Here is a 14443-nt window from a genome sequence, read left to right as displayed (position 1 = left end):
TGTCCCTTCTAGAGCTTTTCTTTTGGATAGCTTCTATAGATGCCAATCCAGCAAAGAAGTGCTATTAGCCAGAGAGACACAATTAGGACGGCGGCACTTGTCATCGCTTGGATTTGTCCCATCGTGTTTGCGAAGGTCGAGAGAAGCAAAGTGTAGACAGTTGGTCCCAGTGTCCAGCCAAGATTGTTGAGGACGCTGTAAAAAGCAAAAATTGTTCCACGGTGCTCGGGAATTATCACATCGCTTAGAACCGAGTTTATGTTTGGATATGCGAAAGTAGTGAACATCATTCCTCCAACAGCCAGTAGCGCTGGGAGGAAGAGGGCAGAGATAGAAGTGTCCCCGTAGGGGTACGGGTAAATCAACATTAGTAGCATAGCTATGTATCCCACAGCGACACCGATTATTGAGATCTTTGCCCTCCCACTTGTGTCGCCCCTACTTACTAAGCGGTCGCTCAGAGTACCCCCTATGATGTGTCCCAATGCTATAGAGGCAGTTGCCGCAGCGATGATTAGGGAGGCTGTTCCAGTTGGGACCCCCCATTTTGTTGAAATGTAGTCGATAGACCATATGCTGAGCATTCCCCATGGGATCGTCCAAGGAATAATCATTAGCAGTATGAGTAGAACCGTCTTTTTCTTTAGACTTGGAAGGGCTTCGCGGAGGGAATACTTTTTGACTTCTTCAGCCTTCTTTTCCGAATAGCCTATGGTTATTCCTCTAGAAGAAATGAACAGGATAACGGCGAAAATGAAAGTTGCTAGTCCAGAGACCAAGTAGGCGGTGCGCCATTGTAGCAAAACTCCGGCAACAATTAATCCAAGTATCATTGCCAGCACGCTTGAGACATAGTATGCCGCATATCCCTTTCCCCTGCTCTGGCTAGGTAGCGCGTCTGAGATAAATGCATAAATTACTGGTCCCACTCCAACATAGCCTAGCCCGAATAGGACAAAATATAGGAGGAGCTCAGTGTAGCTTCTAGCTGTAGAGACGAGAAGCAGGCCAATCCCCATCGTTATTCCAAGGAGGAACAATATTTGGCGGCGGCCAATCTTGTCTGCTAGGATGCCCCACACGAACGAGAGTACGAGGCCTGTACCCTGGAGGATAGTCGCTATTAATCCAGCATTAAAGCGCCATTCGACCTCGGTTTTTCCAGGGATAAGTCCTTCTTCATGAAGTGTCTTCAATATTGGGTTTAACATGTAGTAGCCCATGAAGTAGAAAAGGACGAAGAGTGCGAGCGAGAATGTAACTATTCTTACTTTAGGCGCTTTCCCGGCCATTACAACCACCTGTTAAAGAAGCCTACAATTCTTTCTTCATATTCTCTCGGGTAGTCCTGTATCGCTGATACATGTTTCGAAGTGGTCTCCCAAAGCTCAACATTACTGTTTACCTTTTTGACTTCCTCATAGAACTTCCTAACCTCATCTATAGCTACGAGGTCGTCTTGTTGCCCACCTATTATGAGTAATGGCTTTGTAATGGACTTCGCATACTGGTACATTACTAGTTTCTCCGGCGACGCCCCCGTACGGCTAGCCGTTAGCCTCATTATGAGTGGGTAAGAAGCCAGAAGGATATACCTTAACGGCGCGCCGACCCTGTTTATCCATCTTTTACCCGAGGCCCTAATATCTATGTAGGGGCTATCAGCGACCCCAGCCTTCAACTCTTCATACCGGGAAAGGGACATAAGCGTTATTGCTCCACCCATCGAGTATCCAATTATCCCGAGACGGCTTGCGAGACCCCTCTCTTTAAGATAGTTTATTATTGCGCCTATATCGTCGACTTCACGGTAGCCAAGCGTTGTTTTTTCTCCATCGCTTTCCCCGTGGGCGCGCATGTCAAAGGCAACTACGTTAAAATCGTGTCTAGCAAGGATATTGATGACGGGCTTCATGTACCATTCATCCCACTTGCAGGAGGTATAACCGTGTATCACTATCACAGTCTTCTCGGAGCCTCTTGGAATTAGCCAGCCCCTAAGAGTCAAGCCGTCAGACGTCTTAACCTCTACTTTTTCATACTCGAAGCCCAAGTCTCTTGGGCTCCAGCTACCGGTTTTTCTCGGAGGCGTAGCCAGCTTTTTAGAAGCTGATGAGCTAATAATGTAGACCACTAGGAGTATTGCTGCTATGATGGTTATTAAGAGGTAAATAATTGCTGTTGTTGTTAACATGTCTGGTCATTTAAAAATTTGAAGCAAAACCTATATAACTTTTTCATAGAAGGCTTTCTCAACAAACTAGTGATAATGCAAAAATAAAGAAGACTAGCGGACAAGTTTTTTGCGAAGATATGGGAAATCTTTAACTGGTCAAACATAAGGTTGAAAGTTAAACTTTTATCTTTAGTTAAACTTTTCCTATATGGTGAACCAATCATGACTGTAGTGCTAAAAGTGAGGAAAAAGGGTGTAATAATTCTTCCAAAAAAGCTTCGCTTAACAAGCGGTATCGAAGAGGAAAGCGAAGTTATAGCTGAGGCTTCCCCAGGCATAATAATTCTGAAACCCCTTAAGCCAAAAGAAGTCGAGATCGACCCAGCAGTTGTAGACAAGCTTCTTGAAGAAGAGAGACACGTAGAGGAGAAGAAATACCATGAAATCTTACGTCCTTGATACAAGCGTAATAGTAGAAAAAATTATTAGGAATTCTCCATACAGAGAAAAAGTAGAACAACTGTTTAGTGCACAAAGATCAGGTACTGTGAAATTGTTTGCCGCCATCCCTACTTTAAGCGAGACTCTCTATATAGCTTCGAGGATTTATCAATTGGCAGGCGTTAAAAATGCAAACGAGGAAGCCCTCAACTATATCTCTTGGTTAAAGACAAAAATTACCCCTGTCAATATTGACGAGGAGACAGCTATCGTAGCAGGCGAATTGAAAAAACAACTTGGTCTAGCTTTAGCCGACTGCTTTGTAATCGCCGTTGCCCAAAAAATAGGTGGATTAGCATTATTCCTGAAAAGGGAAAGCGAAATGGTAGCGAAAGAACAACTTATCAGCAAACTCCCTGTAAAGTTTTTGTCAGAAGAGACTTTGTAACGAGTTTTTCTTTAGGGATAAGATCGATCCAACGGTAGAGATAAAATTCGTTTCTAATATGGAAACAAATTTTGACGATGGAGACTCATTTGCAATTTTCTGCTTTAAGCGATGTTTCGTATGAAGCGCGCGGGTTCCAGCTCCCGGTTTTTTGGAGGCGAAGCCAGTTTTCTAGAGGCAGATGAGCTAATGATGTAGATTGCTAGAAGCATCGCTACTATGATGGCTGCTAATATGTAGAAGATTCCTGTTATTGTTAACATACTTTGTCTTTTTTTTAAAAATCTAAGCAAAAGTTTTACACGTAAGGCTTTTGACAAGTAATTGGCAATCGCAGAAAAACACGTAGTGTGTTGCCATAGAAATATATAACTTTTCTGCAATAAATGTTGTGCTATGCTTGATAACTTGGATCTAAGGATTCTCGAGCTACTGGTTAAAAACCCCAGGATAACTGTCTCTGAGATAGCCCGCGAGCTCAACATCAGTAGACAGACAACCAGGCAGAGAATAGAAAAAATCAATAGAAGTGGGATAATCAAGGGCTTTTTCCCAGTTTTCAACACTGAAAAACTTGGAGGAATACTTGTTTTGATCATGTTCGCAAGTGAGACAAGAGTAACAGAGAAGCTTAGTCAAGCAATGGTGTGGGAACTATATCTCACAACGAACAGCAATCCCAATACCATTGTTTTGGGGAGAATATTCTCTCTAGAGGATCTAAAAAAGTTGGTTTCCTTAATGGAACAGATTGATCCAAAGGCCGAGATAAGAATCGTTTCTAGTATCGAAACAAACTTTGACGCTAAAGACGTTATTGTAGCTTCTGGTTTAAGCAACGTTACATGTGAAACCTGTGGAGAAAGAATTAGAGGAAAACCATACACCTACACCTATAGGAATACAACACATTATTTTTGTTGTCCAGTATGTCGAGACACTTTCATTAAAAAACTACGAAGTGAAAGAAATGACTAGTTCGTGAAGAGAGTTAAAAAACTAGGTACAAATTCTAGACGTTTTCGTTTATTTTTAGCACCAAACGTTATATTTTTATATGTCAAAGTTTGAATAAGAAAATGATAAACAATGAAATCAATGACTAAAGATGCACTTCTATCGGCCTTTGGAGGAGAATCCATGGCACATATGCGCTACCTAGTATTTGCTGTACAAGCAGAGAGAGAAGGTTTCCCCAACATTGCTAGGCTATTTAGGGCTATCGCTCATGCAGAGTATGTGCATGCCTCTAATCACTATAACATTTTGAGGGATTTCGACGAGGACGCTAAGGTCGTTTCAGGTGCACCCATAGGTCCAGGAACAACAGTTAAAAACCTTAACCTTGCTATCAGGGGAGAAGAGTTTGAGGTAGAGGAAATGTACCCAATATATATCAAAATTGCAGAGGAACAAGGAGAAAAGCAAGCTGTGAGAAGTTTCCGATGGGCCCTCGAAGCCGAAAAAATCCACGCGGAACTTTACAAGGAAGCCCTAAAATCCGCAGAAGAAGGGAAAGATTTCCAGATAAAAGGCAAAGTTTGGATTTGTCCCGTATGTGGCCATACCTACATAGGTGAAGAGCCTCCAGAAAAGTGTCCAGTATGCGGGGCGCCTAGAGAAAAATATGTAGGTTTTTAAACCTAAAATTTTTATATTTTTCTCGGTTTTGTTATTCTCGTGTCAAACTACAAAATAACAGAAAAAGAGCTTCAATTCTTAAAAGATGTAACAGAAATTGTTGCCCCATCCGGCTTTGAAGAACCAGTAATGGAATTAATAAAGCAACACTATTCGAGGTACGCCGACTCAGTAAAAAGGGACAACCTTGGCTCACTCATGCTTGTAAAGAAAGGTTCCTCGGACACCCCAAAAATACTAGTAGCCGGGCACGTCGACGAGGTCGGCTTCCTGGTTACAAGCATAACCCAGGAGGGTTTTCTCACATTTGTGCCTCTAGGAGGATGGTTCGAGCAAGTCCTTCTTGCACAGCGTGTAGTTATTAGAACCAAGAATGGGCCAGTATATGGCGTTATTACTAGCAAGCCCCCGCACTTGCTTACTCCGGAAGAGAGACAAAAAGTCGTCCAGATAAACCAGATGTACATTGATGTAGGCGCTACAAGCAAAGAGGAGGTTGAAAAACTAGGCATAAGGGTTGGCGACCCCGTCGCTCCCTGGTCCCCCTTCATGAAGACCGCCTTCCCAGACAGAATAATGGCTAAGGCCCTAGACGACAGGATAGGAGCATTTATTGCGCTAGAAGCACTCAGATACATCAGGGAAAACAATATAGAGCACAGAAACACGCTCTACGCGGCTGCAACCGTGCAAGAAGAGGTAGGTCTAAGAGGAGCCGAGACAGTTGGCTGGATAGCTGACCACGACGTAGCAATTGTAACAGAAGTAGACATTGCTGGAGATGTTCCTGGGATAAAGCCGAGCGAGGCCCAGGCAAAGGTAGGCAAGGGGCCCACAATAGTTGTATGGGATAGATCAATGATTCCAAACCCAAGATTCAAGGAGTTTGTCATCGAGGTGGCTGAAGAGGCAAAGATTCCATATCAGCTGTCGGCTGTCAGTGGTGGGACGGATGCCGGCAGGTTGCACCTCTACAAGGGGGGAAGGCCAAGCATAGTTATAGGGGTTCCGACTAGACACATACACAGCCATGTAAGCATTGTGAGTATTAGCGATGTTGAAAACGCTGTACGCCTCGTAGTCGAGCTTGTAAAGAGGCTTGACGCAGAGACAGTTAAAAAATTCACTAATATCTAAAATATCTAAAAATTAACCCGTAGTTTTTCTTCCACTCTTGCTTCTTAATAGTGGAAGGGATACCGTTATAGAGCCCGTAGCTAGGTAAAGAATAAACTGGGGAAGAGGGGCTTGGCTCTTTGCAACCTGTGTAAATCCAAAAGCAAGCACAAGGGCCACGAGGGCTAGAATTGTTTTCGTTAAGAAAGACTCTTTCCTTAAGTTAATTTTTTCTCTTATCAATGGGTAGACAGCCAATCCGACCAATAATCCACCAAGCCTCACAAAGTTAAGGTCTCCCTGCACAAAAGTCAGCACCGAAACGGCAACACCATACAACGCTAAGGCAAGGGACGCCAACCAGGGCTTTAAGGTGATTTTCCTGGTAGCGTAGTAGACGCTAAACGAGGAAAACAGTCCTAGAACAACTCCGCCTGCCACGTCTACTGGATAATGCACGTTGAGAATAATCCTCGACAAACACACGATTGCAACTGTGACGGCGCCTAACAGGTATACCTCTCTCCTTCTAGTCTCAAGTGACAGACTTGTCCAGAAAGTTGTTGAAGTAGTAGCGTGCCCGCTTGGAAAACCATAGCCCTCTGCAGGTGCAAGCCAAAGCTCGCTAGGTGGTCTAGGCAACTTAAAAAGGTTCTTCATAAATACGTCGAGCCAGGCACCAGTAGAGAGTGCTATAAGGACATTCACGCCCAGATGGGGGTCTACCAAATAAAAGAGCAGAATAGTTAACGCGATATAGGCAGGCTCGTCTCCGAGATTTGTGGCTATTCTCCAATAGTCTACCCATTTACCCAGGAGAAGTCCCAACAACGGGGATACGGCAAGCAACACTGCAATAATAATTAGGATATGCTTGGTTTTCACGCCAACATTTACTCGTACAAAAATTTTAATTTTATGTTATGAAGGCTTAGTCTTTCTCAGATTCTCTTCGCAGACTGTCTTTTTGCTGATATTGAAACTGTAACTTTATATTCACGTATTACACATAATACACAGAAATATGTATGGCAAATATAACCCTTAGCGTCCCAGACTGGCTTTACGAATTAATTAAAAAATACAAACACGTGAATTGGTCCGAAATAGCTAGGCGTGCCATTACTCTCGAAGCTCTCTCAATAAAGGCCGAAAAAGAAGGTTTAACCCGAGAAGAAGTACTGCTTTTAATGGAAATGTTGAACATAAAGACAACAGAGGAAAAAGCCGTACTCGAAGAAGACATTTTGCAGTCTTTATTGAGGCAAAGAGAAAAAAGGAGAATAGAGAAGCTGAGCAAGGTGGGATATTGATACTCGACACTTCTTCTGTGATTTCAAGGGTCAAAAAAGGATTAGAAATATGGGAAAACATAACCGTTGTATCTCTAATCGAGTACCCGCCAATACTTGACTACGAGAATTTTCATGGAGAGATTTACTTTCCAACAAGAGCTGAACAACTAAGGGCTGTTCATCTACAGAAAAGGCTTAGAGTGATAGGAAAACCTCTAGGAGCCTCAGATCTACTTATTGCGGCAGTTTGTCTAAACAGGAATGAAGAGCTAGTAACAATGGATGAAGATTTTCTTGTGATAAGGGAAGTAGAGCCCTCCTTCAAAATGATACTCGAGAAATTCGTCTAGATTTTTCCTCATTTAAAAATTCATCTTTGTCTTATTTTTTCGAGAATTTTCAAGTTTATCTCTTCGCCAATCTCGCGAGACCTCCTAGAAGCCTCCTCAACCATCTTCATCAATACAGCTTTTACGCCGCCGCTCTCCAGAACCATCAGGCCCTTTATTGTTGTCCCCGCAGGCGTAGTCACATCGTCTCTAAGCTGTCCCGGGTGCTGGTAGAGCCTGCTTCTGAGTAGGCGCGCAGTACCCTCTAAAACGTCTAGCACTGCTTCATAGCTGAGTTCCCGGGGCATGCCAGCGGCAACTGCCCCCATAGCCATCGCGTCAATGATCTCCGCTATAAAAGCTGGGCCACTACCAGCTAGACCAGTCCAGATATCGAGATATTCTTCTGGTACCCAGTAGACCTTTCCGAAGATCTTCAGGAACTCTTCCACTGTTCTGCTTGTATCATCATAGCCGTTCTCGGCCACAGCAGTAGATGAGAAACCTACATATGAATTGAGGTTTGGCATAGCCCTAAAGACACGGGCGCCTGGAATCGCAGCCCTAAGTGTGTCAAGCTTGACGCCGGCCATTAGGGAGACTACTATTTTTCCCTTCCAGCTTTCAGGCTCGACTTCTGATAAAAGTTGCGGGAAATGGAAAGGCTTAACAGCTATGACTACTATCCCGCTCTCTCTTACAGCCAGATTGTTATCCCTCAGTGCTAGAGCGCCTAGGCTCTCGGCGGCTTTCAGCGTTTCACTTCTCCTTCCAGTAGCGTAGACCCTATAGGATGTCTTCTGCAGAATCTGTTTCACAAATGCGAGCCCTATTTTTCCTGAACCGAGAACAGCAACGGTGCTATGGTGATTGTATGTCATGAGTCAGCCAAAAAGAAAGGATTTTTAAATTTTTCGAGACAAAAACGAAAAAATTTACATGTTGATGGTGACGTATTTATTTTTGTTCTGACGGCTCCTTGAATGATAATATGATATTGCAGTACTTCTCCTCATCCCTGTATAAACCATTCTGGGGATAGGCAAGCTCTATCCCGGTCGCACCCTCAAGAAAACCTTTAAAAAGTCCCGGGAACGGACAAAGAACCCCTGGCAATTCTAAGCCGCCCACACCTTTCGGGCAGTACCGGCAAAACCTAGATTTTATTCTAATCCTTACATTACTACCATCTATTACTACGTGGCTATCTTTTGAGATCTCTAGTTTAGCTAGAAGCCACTCAGCTGCAGACTTGGGATCCTTGGGAACCCCGTCACTATATGCTTCATAAATCTTTCTTCCAGTATTCTCGGCGACGCCTCTTAGTATGCCGAAATTTAAAACCCCATTTTCCCTGAAGCCTGCTAAGAAGCATGCAACCAGGACGTTATATGGCTTTAAATCCCTGATTTTTACCTCCTCAGATATTTCGCTCATACAGAAATAATTGTAAAAATATAATAATATACCTAACTTCTTATAATCCTGCATTAGACAATCTTGGCTGGTCTAAGATAACCCTCGTTTGGCAATGTGACACCTAGGCCGTAGCCCTGTGAAGGTCTCCTCACTGGTCCCTCCGGCTCCGAGCCGCCTCTAAACACGGGGTCTATGCTGAGTATGTCGCAGTCTAGGTCGTAATAGTATACGTTCCTATAGGCCTGTGCTAGATACGCAGTAGCAGTTATTCCTAGACGCGTCTCGGAAAAACATCCAACCATGTTTTTGACCCCTGCAGTCTCGCTTATAGCTATAATTCTTATCGCGGGCGTTATTCCCCTGCTCTTCATGAGCTTTATGTTTATTATGTCTGCTGCGTCTTCCTCCACGGCTCTTAGAGCCTCGCCCGGCGTGCGAACGCTCTCGTCGAGAGCTATGGGTATAGGGCTCTCTCTCCTGAGCATCTTTAGCTCATGGAGCATGTCGTGTCTCAATGGTTGCTCGACTAGTTCGACCTCGTAGTCAGCTATCCTGTTTATCACCCTAACTGCATCCTCATATCTCCAGCCCTCGTTCGCGTCGACCCTAATAGTTGGCCCTTCTCCAAGTGCATCTCTAACCTTCTTTACTCTCTCGATATCCTTCTCGGGGTTTTCTCCAAGCTTTAGCTTGAAAATTGTAAAATCTCTTTCTGCAAACTTCAATGCTCTCTGGGCCATTTCTTCCGGCTCCATGATGCCTATAGTAACATCGGTAACAAGGCTTTCGCGGTATCCGCCTAAAAGCTTCCAGAGTGGTCTCTTCTGGCTCTTGGAATACATGTCTAGCAAGGCAATGTTTAGCGCGGCTTTTATAGATGGGGTAGCGTCTAAGCCCTCTGTAAACTCATGAATGGCCTCTATGGATTCATAGCTTGCCTTTTTGATTGCTGGGATAATTTTCTTGAGAGAAGCTAATGCGTCTTCCATTGTTTCTCCAAGCACCCTTCGAGACTGGCAAGCCTCACCCCACCCTTCTAGGTCTCCGTCGCGAAGCCTTATAATGATGGAACGCTGTGTATAAGATGTTCCAGGAGCTATTCGGAGAGGCTCAACTAGCGGAACCTCAGAAATCCAGGCCTCTATCTCCACATTTCTATTAGAGGTTTAAGTCCCTATATATCTTTTCCTAGACCTTGTAAACATTCCTTGGCAGAGCTTAACCCCATATGACGGTTGTATTTTGTTTATAGGTGTCCCAAAGACACAAGAAACGGGTATACTTATCAATCAAAATTAAAAGACGATGAGTATCCAACAATACTTGTTTGATCTGGAGATCCTAGTAAAACGCGTTCCCAAAACAAAGACAGGCGAGCTGGCAAAAGCAATGTATATACGTTCTCTTACTTTTTTCGGTAACGATCCGAAAGATCACTTATCTAAGCTTAGGGATTTATACCTAAAGGCATACCTTCTAGCTGAGACACCGACGTACCTTCCAGAGCTCTGGAACCGCAACTTGGCAGAGCTAGAAACCCTGGTGCAGAGCCTAAACCCTTCAAGGAAAATCTTTGTATTTTCGAGGCTTGCCGAAACAGCCAACGCGCTTGGATATAATCATAGGGAATACGTCAACCAGGCATATGAGTGGCTTCCTAAGGCTAGCTGGAAAGGCCGCTCAAGGCTAGTTATTTCTCTCTCAACCCTTGGGCACATCGAAGAGGCTCTAGCTATCTCAAGACAACTTAAGCCGCACCTAAGAGCTACTACGCTTGCCGAGGCCTCTGCAATGAACCCTGGCGTCGAAATTCTTTTAAGAGAAGCCATTGAGGCAACAAAAAAAGTAGAGAATACCGTTAGGAGAATAGTGGCTATATCCAGGCTTCTAAAAAGCTACTACATGTTTGACAGGTACAGCTCCGAGTTGTTTGCAGAAAAAATATGCGAGAAGCTTTCCCCAGTCCTTACGGAAGTAGATGCATTCCTATCATTGCTTGTAGCTAGGAACCTAGCAGAAGCATCGATGCATACAGCATCAATGAAGCTCTACGTTTCAGCCAAGAATTATCTCCAACAAAACCTAACACTAAACAACGACATTGAAGAACTGCTCGTCCAGACAGCTTTAAGGGCAGAAGGCCTCGATAAGGCGCTAGAAATGGCCTATATGAGCCCTCGGAGCTGGTATCTAGTTCCCTCTCTTCTTAGCTACGCTATAACTTCAGGCTACTTCAATAAGACAACGCTTAGCATTGTTAAGCAACACCTAGAAAAGAAAAATCCACACTAAAAAATGAAAAACTGGGGAATTCTCTATTTTCTCTCAGCAAGAACCCTCTCAAGAGCAAATATAGCACTTGGATGCTCCTTAGTAAGTTTCAACATAGCCAGCAACTCATTGGCGTTTTTCTCTTCTTCTACTTGTTCATTTACAAACCACTGCAGGAAACTTTCTGCAGCCTTATCGCCACTTTCTCTAGCTAAGTCGACAAGTCTCCAAATACGCTTTGTGTTTTCAACCTCTGCCGCCAAGAAGTCTTCAACTGCCTCAAGGATACTTCCCCAGGAAGATTTCGGCCTCGGTATGTCTTGTATCTCTATTTTCCAACCTCTATCAATAATAAATTCGTAGAACTTCATTGCATGGCCTAATTCTTCTCTAGCCTGCACTTTAAAATAATTAGCGAATCCCTTAAGAGACAACCCGTCAAAATAGCTAGCCATGGCAAAATAAAGATAGGCATTTCTTAATTCTTGGTTCATTTGCTTGTTAAACTCTAAAGGTAAAGTTTGGTCATTCATATTATCGCCTAAATTAAGTGTTATCGGTCAATAATAAACCTGCTGGTTTAATAAATGCCCAGTTCCTATAGAATAAAGATTTAAAACTAGCTGGTTCTACAGACTAGTTGTTAGGCTTTTCATATCTACACTTTTGAATTGCTTGTTTTCTTCTTGCACAAAGTAAATAAGTACATACTTTTCTTACTATGATATGTATCTCAGGATAACGTTTAGCTCAAAAAACGGGGAATCAATGGAGATTCTTGGACATATTTCACAGGAAGATCTTGGTGATATACTGAGCAAACATCTCCCAGTAAGTTCTGTCGCTGAAAGATGGAAAGAAGAAATCTACTTCTCAACAGGCATCGAGCTAAGCGGACCAACCACTTCTCGAATAGTCGCCGGTAGCCTTGCATACTGGCCTCCGGGGAAAGCCCTCTGCCTATTTGCCGGCCCAAACCAGCCGTATGGACCTGTTATACCCCTGGGATGGTTCCTTGGTCCAAAACACTACGTTTTACAAATAGAAAATGGATCCGAGGTTAAGGTAGATGTGCCCCGAGACGAAGAATATCCACCCGACATGCAGAAGCTCGTTAAATTGATACGTGAGTCTGGCTACCTAGTTGCACCACGCAACTGGAGGGACGTTGTAAGCATAGTTGGGGCCTCGACGAAGAGGGACACAAGGATTGGCTTCGAAATATTTGTTGAAAAATTTGGCTACATAATTGAGAGCGACCCCATATTCAAGAGAGACTTCTCCGCCATAGACGAGGCTTTGCAACTTAGGATAAGGGCACACCTAATAAAGAGCCGTCTAGACATAAACGAAGAAGGCTTTGTTATACTATCTGAATATGCATCAAACGAAAACGACCTCATAGACAAGCTAAACAGACTCATAACAGATTACCAGAAAGTCCTAGACGTTTTGTCGCTGGTGAGCTAAAAATGAAAAAAGTAATATGGGCCATAGATATCCCAGCAACTCCACACATATATGACAAGCTGAAGGACTCCCTCGGAGAAAATGTTCAAGTTATAGGTGTTGGTCCCCTAGAAAAAGCAGAGGAAATACTGAAACTAGTAGAGGAACACCATGCAGAGGAAGTTGTAACAGCTATAGAGGATCCATGCGAAATGTACAAGCTACTCTCAGGAGGCATAGAGCCCATAGTAGCCATAATCGAAGAGATAGCAACCTGTAAAACAGAAAGCGAATGTAAAGAATACGAAGACAAGGGATATATTGTCATAAAGAGCGACGAGGGTCTGAGTGTTCTCGAAGTAAAGGAATTTGCAAGAGTCGTGGATATAATGTTTGAGCTTGCTGAACCAGGAGAGGTTCACGAACACGAGCACTAGAAGAGTCATTTTTCCTGTGAATTTTTTCCATTTATCTAAGGATTTTTGTCACAATTATTGCAATATTTTCAAAAAAATACCCGTAAGAGTTTTTATAAAGAGGGTTCAAAAATGAATTATGACCAAGGAACAAACCAAATTAATTCTCAAGCAACTCCACGAGTCTAAAATAAAGCAGCTCAACGAGCTTTCCCCAGAGGAAATAGAGAGAAAAAGGCTAACAACACGGATTACGACACATACCCTACGTTACCTATCAGAATATTTTGTCGAGAAGGGTTTTGAGTGGATAATGCCCGTAATTCTCTCTAAAGCTACAGACCCCCTCTGGCCCGATCCCGACTTCAGTATCGAAAAAAGGATAGAGATCGAGATATATGGAGAAACTGTGAGAACCACCCATAGCATGATTGTACACAAACAGGTACTAGTTTCTCTTCTAGCTCCCAGGATCTTTATCTTTTCCCCCAACATCAGAATTGAAAAAAGGGAGAGACTCAACACAGGCATACATGGCTACGAGTTCACACAGCTAGACTTCGAAATACGTGGAGCCAGCTCCGCCGACGTAAGGAAATTCGTTGAGGAACTACTCAGAGAGTATATTGCATTCCTAAGGGCTAGGTTCTCAAGTGAATTAAAAGAACTAGGAACATATGACCTTTTGAGTTTCAGCATCCCCTTCAAGGTTATGGATAGCCGTGAGGCTGAGGAGAAGTATGGTGAAAAGTGGCCAGACATCCTTCGAGAAGAACTAAAAGAACCCCTCTGGATAGTTAACATTCCAAGAGAATTCTACGACTATGAAGACGAGGCGACAGGCGTCTGGGACAACTATGACCTATATGTTCCAAGAGTGGGAGAAATTCTGTCTGGAGCTAGACGAGAATACAAATATGACAAGATAGTTTCAAAAATGAAGAGGGACGGTGTGCCGCTTGAAAACTACAAGGTACTTTTGAGCCTAGCAAAGGAGGGAAGGCTTCTCCCAAGCGCTGGCGCAGGTATTGGTGTCGAGAGGTTGCTCCTATGGGTTACCGGAATTGAACATATAGGCGAACTGCAGCTTTTCCCAAGGGTGCCGGGAATAGTTCTGGAACTCTAAATATTTTTATCTCTTTATCTTTTTGTAATTATGCGTCTCGCACGTATACAGGTTAAGGGTATAGGTTGCGGGAGCTGTGTAGCCCCCTCCAAGGCCCTTTTCCTTAGGATACCATCTGTGAAGTCTGTAAAGGTTTACGGGTCTGTCATAGAGATTGCCTACGATGAAAAATTGTCATCGATAAGTGACATAATTGCAGAGTCAAAGGTAACAGAGTATTACTTCGTGAAAGTGTTGTCTGATGAGGAAGAAGCGTCCAAAGAAGACCACGTCCTTAAAAGTGAGAAACTTAGTCTTCAATTGTCCAAGGAATAGT

The 14443-nt window shown here is 43.5% G+C and carries 20 protein-coding genes; 12 read left to right on the top strand and 8 right to left on the bottom strand.

Going from position 1 to position 14443, the window contains the following annotated elements:
* Positions 1 to 8: 8 nt before the first annotated feature.
* A complete protein-coding gene (locus N186_RS00850) occupies positions 9 to 1292 on the bottom strand; it encodes an MFS transporter (protein WP_020961871.1) in 1284 nt (427 codons plus the stop codon).
* Entirely contained in the window at positions 1292 to 2194 is a 903-nt protein-coding gene (locus tag N186_RS00845) for an alpha/beta hydrolase (protein ID WP_020961870.1), read from the bottom strand. Before N186_RS00845 ends, N186_RS00850 begins: the two co-directional genes overlap by 1 nt.
* 204 nt (positions 2195 to 2398) lie before the next feature.
* Between N186_RS00845 and N186_RS00835 the strand changes: the two genes are divergently transcribed.
* Positions 2399 to 2635 (top strand): AbrB/MazE/SpoVT family DNA-binding domain-containing protein, encoded by a 237-nt coding sequence (locus tag N186_RS00835; RefSeq protein WP_020961868.1) that lies wholly within the window; start codon positions 2399 to 2401, stop codon positions 2633 to 2635.
* Positions 2616 to 3065: a type II toxin-antitoxin system VapC family toxin gene (locus N186_RS00830; RefSeq protein ID WP_020961867.1), complete on the top strand. Its 450-nt coding sequence runs from the start codon at positions 2616 to 2618 to the stop codon at positions 3063 to 3065. Before N186_RS00835 ends, N186_RS00830 begins: the two co-directional genes overlap by 20 nt.
* 104 nt (positions 3066 to 3169) lie before the next feature.
* Here the strand turns inward: N186_RS00830 and N186_RS09630 are convergent, their stop codons facing one another.
* Positions 3170 to 3328, bottom strand: a complete 159-nt coding sequence (locus N186_RS09630; protein WP_020961866.1) for a hypothetical protein — start codon at positions 3326 to 3328, stop codon at positions 3170 to 3172.
* A gap of 133 nt (positions 3329 to 3461) precedes the next feature.
* Here N186_RS09630 and N186_RS00825 point away from each other — a divergent pair, with 133 nt between their 5' ends.
* From N186_RS00825 to N186_RS00815, 3 genes are all read left to right on the top strand, one after another.
* Positions 3462 to 4043 (top strand): winged helix-turn-helix transcriptional regulator, encoded by a 582-nt coding sequence (locus N186_RS00825; protein WP_020961865.1) that lies wholly within the window; start codon positions 3462 to 3464, stop codon positions 4041 to 4043.
* A 111-nt stretch (positions 4044 to 4154) separates the two neighbouring features.
* Complete coding sequence (locus N186_RS00820) at positions 4155 to 4706, top strand: rubrerythrin family protein (RefSeq protein ID WP_020961864.1); 552 nt, start codon at positions 4155 to 4157, stop codon at positions 4704 to 4706.
* A 39-nt stretch (positions 4707 to 4745) separates the two neighbouring features.
* Positions 4746 to 5843: a M42 family metallopeptidase gene (locus tag N186_RS00815; protein ID WP_020961863.1), complete on the top strand. Its 1098-nt coding sequence runs from the start codon at positions 4746 to 4748 to the stop codon at positions 5841 to 5843.
* A gap of 12 nt (positions 5844 to 5855) precedes the next feature.
* On the opposite strand, the gene N186_RS00810 is transcribed toward N186_RS00815, so the two are convergent.
* A complete protein-coding gene (locus N186_RS00810) occupies positions 5856 to 6707 on the bottom strand; it encodes a phosphatase PAP2 family protein (protein ID WP_020961862.1) in 852 nt (283 codons plus the stop codon).
* A gap of 143 nt (positions 6708 to 6850) precedes the next feature.
* Between N186_RS00810 and N186_RS00805 the strand changes: the two genes are divergently transcribed.
* A complete protein-coding gene (locus N186_RS00805) occupies positions 6851 to 7135 on the top strand; it encodes a hypothetical protein (protein ID WP_020961861.1) in 285 nt (94 codons plus the stop codon).
* Entirely contained in the window at positions 7132 to 7467 is a 336-nt protein-coding gene (locus N186_RS00800) for a type II toxin-antitoxin system VapC family toxin (RefSeq protein ID WP_240366742.1), read from the top strand. The genes N186_RS00805 and N186_RS00800 overlap by 4 nt, the downstream gene beginning before the upstream one ends.
* A 20-nt stretch (positions 7468 to 7487) precedes the next feature.
* On the opposite strand, the gene proC is transcribed toward N186_RS00800, so the two are convergent.
* The 3 genes from proC to N186_RS00785 all read right to left on the bottom strand — a co-directional run bounded on the left by proC (position 7488) and on the right by N186_RS00785 (position 10016).
* The gene (gene proC / locus N186_RS00795) at positions 7488 to 8327 is read right to left on the bottom strand and encodes a pyrroline-5-carboxylate reductase (RefSeq protein WP_020961859.1); all 840 of its coding nucleotides are present in this window, start codon (positions 8325 to 8327) and stop codon (positions 7488 to 7490) included.
* Positions 8328 to 8403: 76 nt separating this feature from the next.
* Positions 8404 to 8883, bottom strand: coding sequence for a hypothetical protein (locus N186_RS00790; protein ID WP_020961858.1), 480 nt, complete (start codon positions 8881 to 8883; stop codon positions 8404 to 8406).
* A 53-nt stretch (positions 8884 to 8936) separates the two neighbouring features.
* Positions 8937 to 10016, bottom strand: a complete 1080-nt coding sequence (locus N186_RS00785; RefSeq protein ID WP_020961857.1) for a dipeptide epimerase — start codon at positions 10014 to 10016, stop codon at positions 8937 to 8939.
* A gap of 154 nt (positions 10017 to 10170) precedes the next feature.
* Between N186_RS00785 and N186_RS00780 the strand changes: the two genes are divergently transcribed.
* On the top strand, positions 10171 to 11157 hold the full coding sequence (locus tag N186_RS00780; protein ID WP_020961856.1) for a hypothetical protein: 987 nt from the start codon (positions 10171 to 10173) through the stop codon (positions 11155 to 11157).
* A 23-nt stretch (positions 11158 to 11180) separates the two neighbouring features.
* On the opposite strand, the gene N186_RS00775 is transcribed toward N186_RS00780, so the two are convergent.
* Positions 11181 to 11669, bottom strand: coding sequence for a ferritin (locus N186_RS00775; RefSeq protein ID WP_020961855.1), 489 nt, complete (start codon positions 11667 to 11669; stop codon positions 11181 to 11183).
* A 193-nt stretch (positions 11670 to 11862) separates the two neighbouring features.
* Between N186_RS00775 and N186_RS00770 the strand changes: the two genes are divergently transcribed.
* The 4 genes from N186_RS00770 to N186_RS00755 all read left to right on the top strand — a co-directional run bounded on the left by N186_RS00770 (position 11863) and on the right by N186_RS00755 (position 14442).
* On the top strand, positions 11863 to 12606 hold the full coding sequence (locus N186_RS00770; RefSeq protein WP_020961854.1) for a cyclophilin-like fold protein: 744 nt from the start codon (positions 11863 to 11865) through the stop codon (positions 12604 to 12606).
* A 2-nt stretch (positions 12607 to 12608) separates the two neighbouring features.
* Positions 12609 to 13022: a hypothetical protein gene (locus N186_RS00765; protein ID WP_020961853.1), complete on the top strand. Its 414-nt coding sequence runs from the start codon at positions 12609 to 12611 to the stop codon at positions 13020 to 13022.
* Positions 13023 to 13140: 118 nt separating this feature from the next.
* Complete coding sequence (locus N186_RS00760; RefSeq protein ID WP_020961852.1) at positions 13141 to 14127, top strand: asparagine synthetase A; 987 nt, start codon at positions 13141 to 13143, stop codon at positions 14125 to 14127.
* A 30-nt stretch (positions 14128 to 14157) separates the two neighbouring features.
* Positions 14158 to 14442 carry a hypothetical protein gene (locus N186_RS00755; protein ID WP_020961851.1) on the top strand — a complete coding sequence of 95 codons (285 nt, stop codon included), beginning with the start codon at positions 14158 to 14160 and terminating at the stop codon, positions 14440 to 14442.
* Position 14443: the final 1 nt, after the last annotated feature.

Origin of the sequence: Thermofilum adornatum (genome assembly GCF_000446015.1) — an archaeon.
Taxonomy (GTDB): domain Archaea; phylum Thermoproteota; class Thermoprotei; order Thermofilales; family Thermofilaceae; genus Thermofilum; species Thermofilum adornatum.
The sequence above is the reverse complement of the archived record's forward strand: the minus strand, read 5'-3'. Positions and strand labels throughout refer to the sequence as shown.

Excerpts from the sequence above, each read along its gene's own strand:
- N186_RS00805 (WP_020961861.1), top strand. The coding sequence starts at position 6,851 with ATGGCAAATATAACCCTTAGCGTCCCAGACTGGCTTTACGAATTAATT.
- N186_RS00825 (WP_020961865.1), top strand. The coding sequence starts at position 3,462 with ATGCTTGATAACTTGGATCTAAGGATTCTCGAGCTACTGGTTAAAAAC.
- N186_RS00835 (WP_020961868.1), top strand. The coding sequence starts at position 2,399 with ATGACTGTAGTGCTAAAAGTGAGGAAAAAGGGTGTAATAATTCTTCCA.
- N186_RS00820 (WP_020961864.1), top strand. The coding sequence starts at position 4,155 with ATGAAATCAATGACTAAAGATGCACTTCTATCGGCCTTTGGAGGAGAA.
- proC (WP_020961859.1), bottom strand. The coding sequence starts at position 8,327 with ATGACATACAATCACCATAGCACCGTTGCTGTTCTCGGTTCAGGAAAA.
- N186_RS00850 (WP_020961871.1), bottom strand. The coding sequence starts at position 1,292 with ATGGCCGGGAAAGCGCCTAAAGTAAGAATAGTTACATTCTCGCTCGCA.
- N186_RS00755 (WP_020961851.1), top strand. The coding sequence starts at position 14,158 with ATGCGTCTCGCACGTATACAGGTTAAGGGTATAGGTTGCGGGAGCTGT.
- N186_RS00775 (WP_020961855.1), bottom strand. The coding sequence starts at position 11,669 with ATGAATGACCAAACTTTACCTTTAGAGTTTAACAAGCAAATGAACCAA.
- N186_RS00790 (WP_020961858.1), bottom strand. The coding sequence starts at position 8,883 with ATGAGCGAAATATCTGAGGAGGTAAAAATCAGGGATTTAAAGCCATAT.
- N186_RS00760 (WP_020961852.1), top strand. The coding sequence starts at position 13,141 with ATGACCAAGGAACAAACCAAATTAATTCTCAAGCAACTCCACGAGTCT.
- N186_RS00845 (WP_020961870.1), bottom strand. The coding sequence starts at position 2,194 with ATGTTAACAACAACAGCAATTATTTACCTCTTAATAACCATCATAGCA.
- N186_RS00765 (WP_020961853.1), top strand. The coding sequence starts at position 12,609 with ATGAAAAAAGTAATATGGGCCATAGATATCCCAGCAACTCCACACATA.
- N186_RS09630 (WP_020961866.1), bottom strand. The coding sequence starts at position 3,328 with ATGTTAACAATAACAGGAATCTTCTACATATTAGCAGCCATCATAGTA.
- N186_RS00780 (WP_020961856.1), top strand. The coding sequence starts at position 10,171 with ATGAGTATCCAACAATACTTGTTTGATCTGGAGATCCTAGTAAAACGC.
- N186_RS00770 (WP_020961854.1), top strand. The coding sequence starts at position 11,863 with ATGTATCTCAGGATAACGTTTAGCTCAAAAAACGGGGAATCAATGGAG.
- N186_RS00830 (WP_020961867.1), top strand. The coding sequence starts at position 2,616 with ATGAAATCTTACGTCCTTGATACAAGCGTAATAGTAGAAAAAATTATT.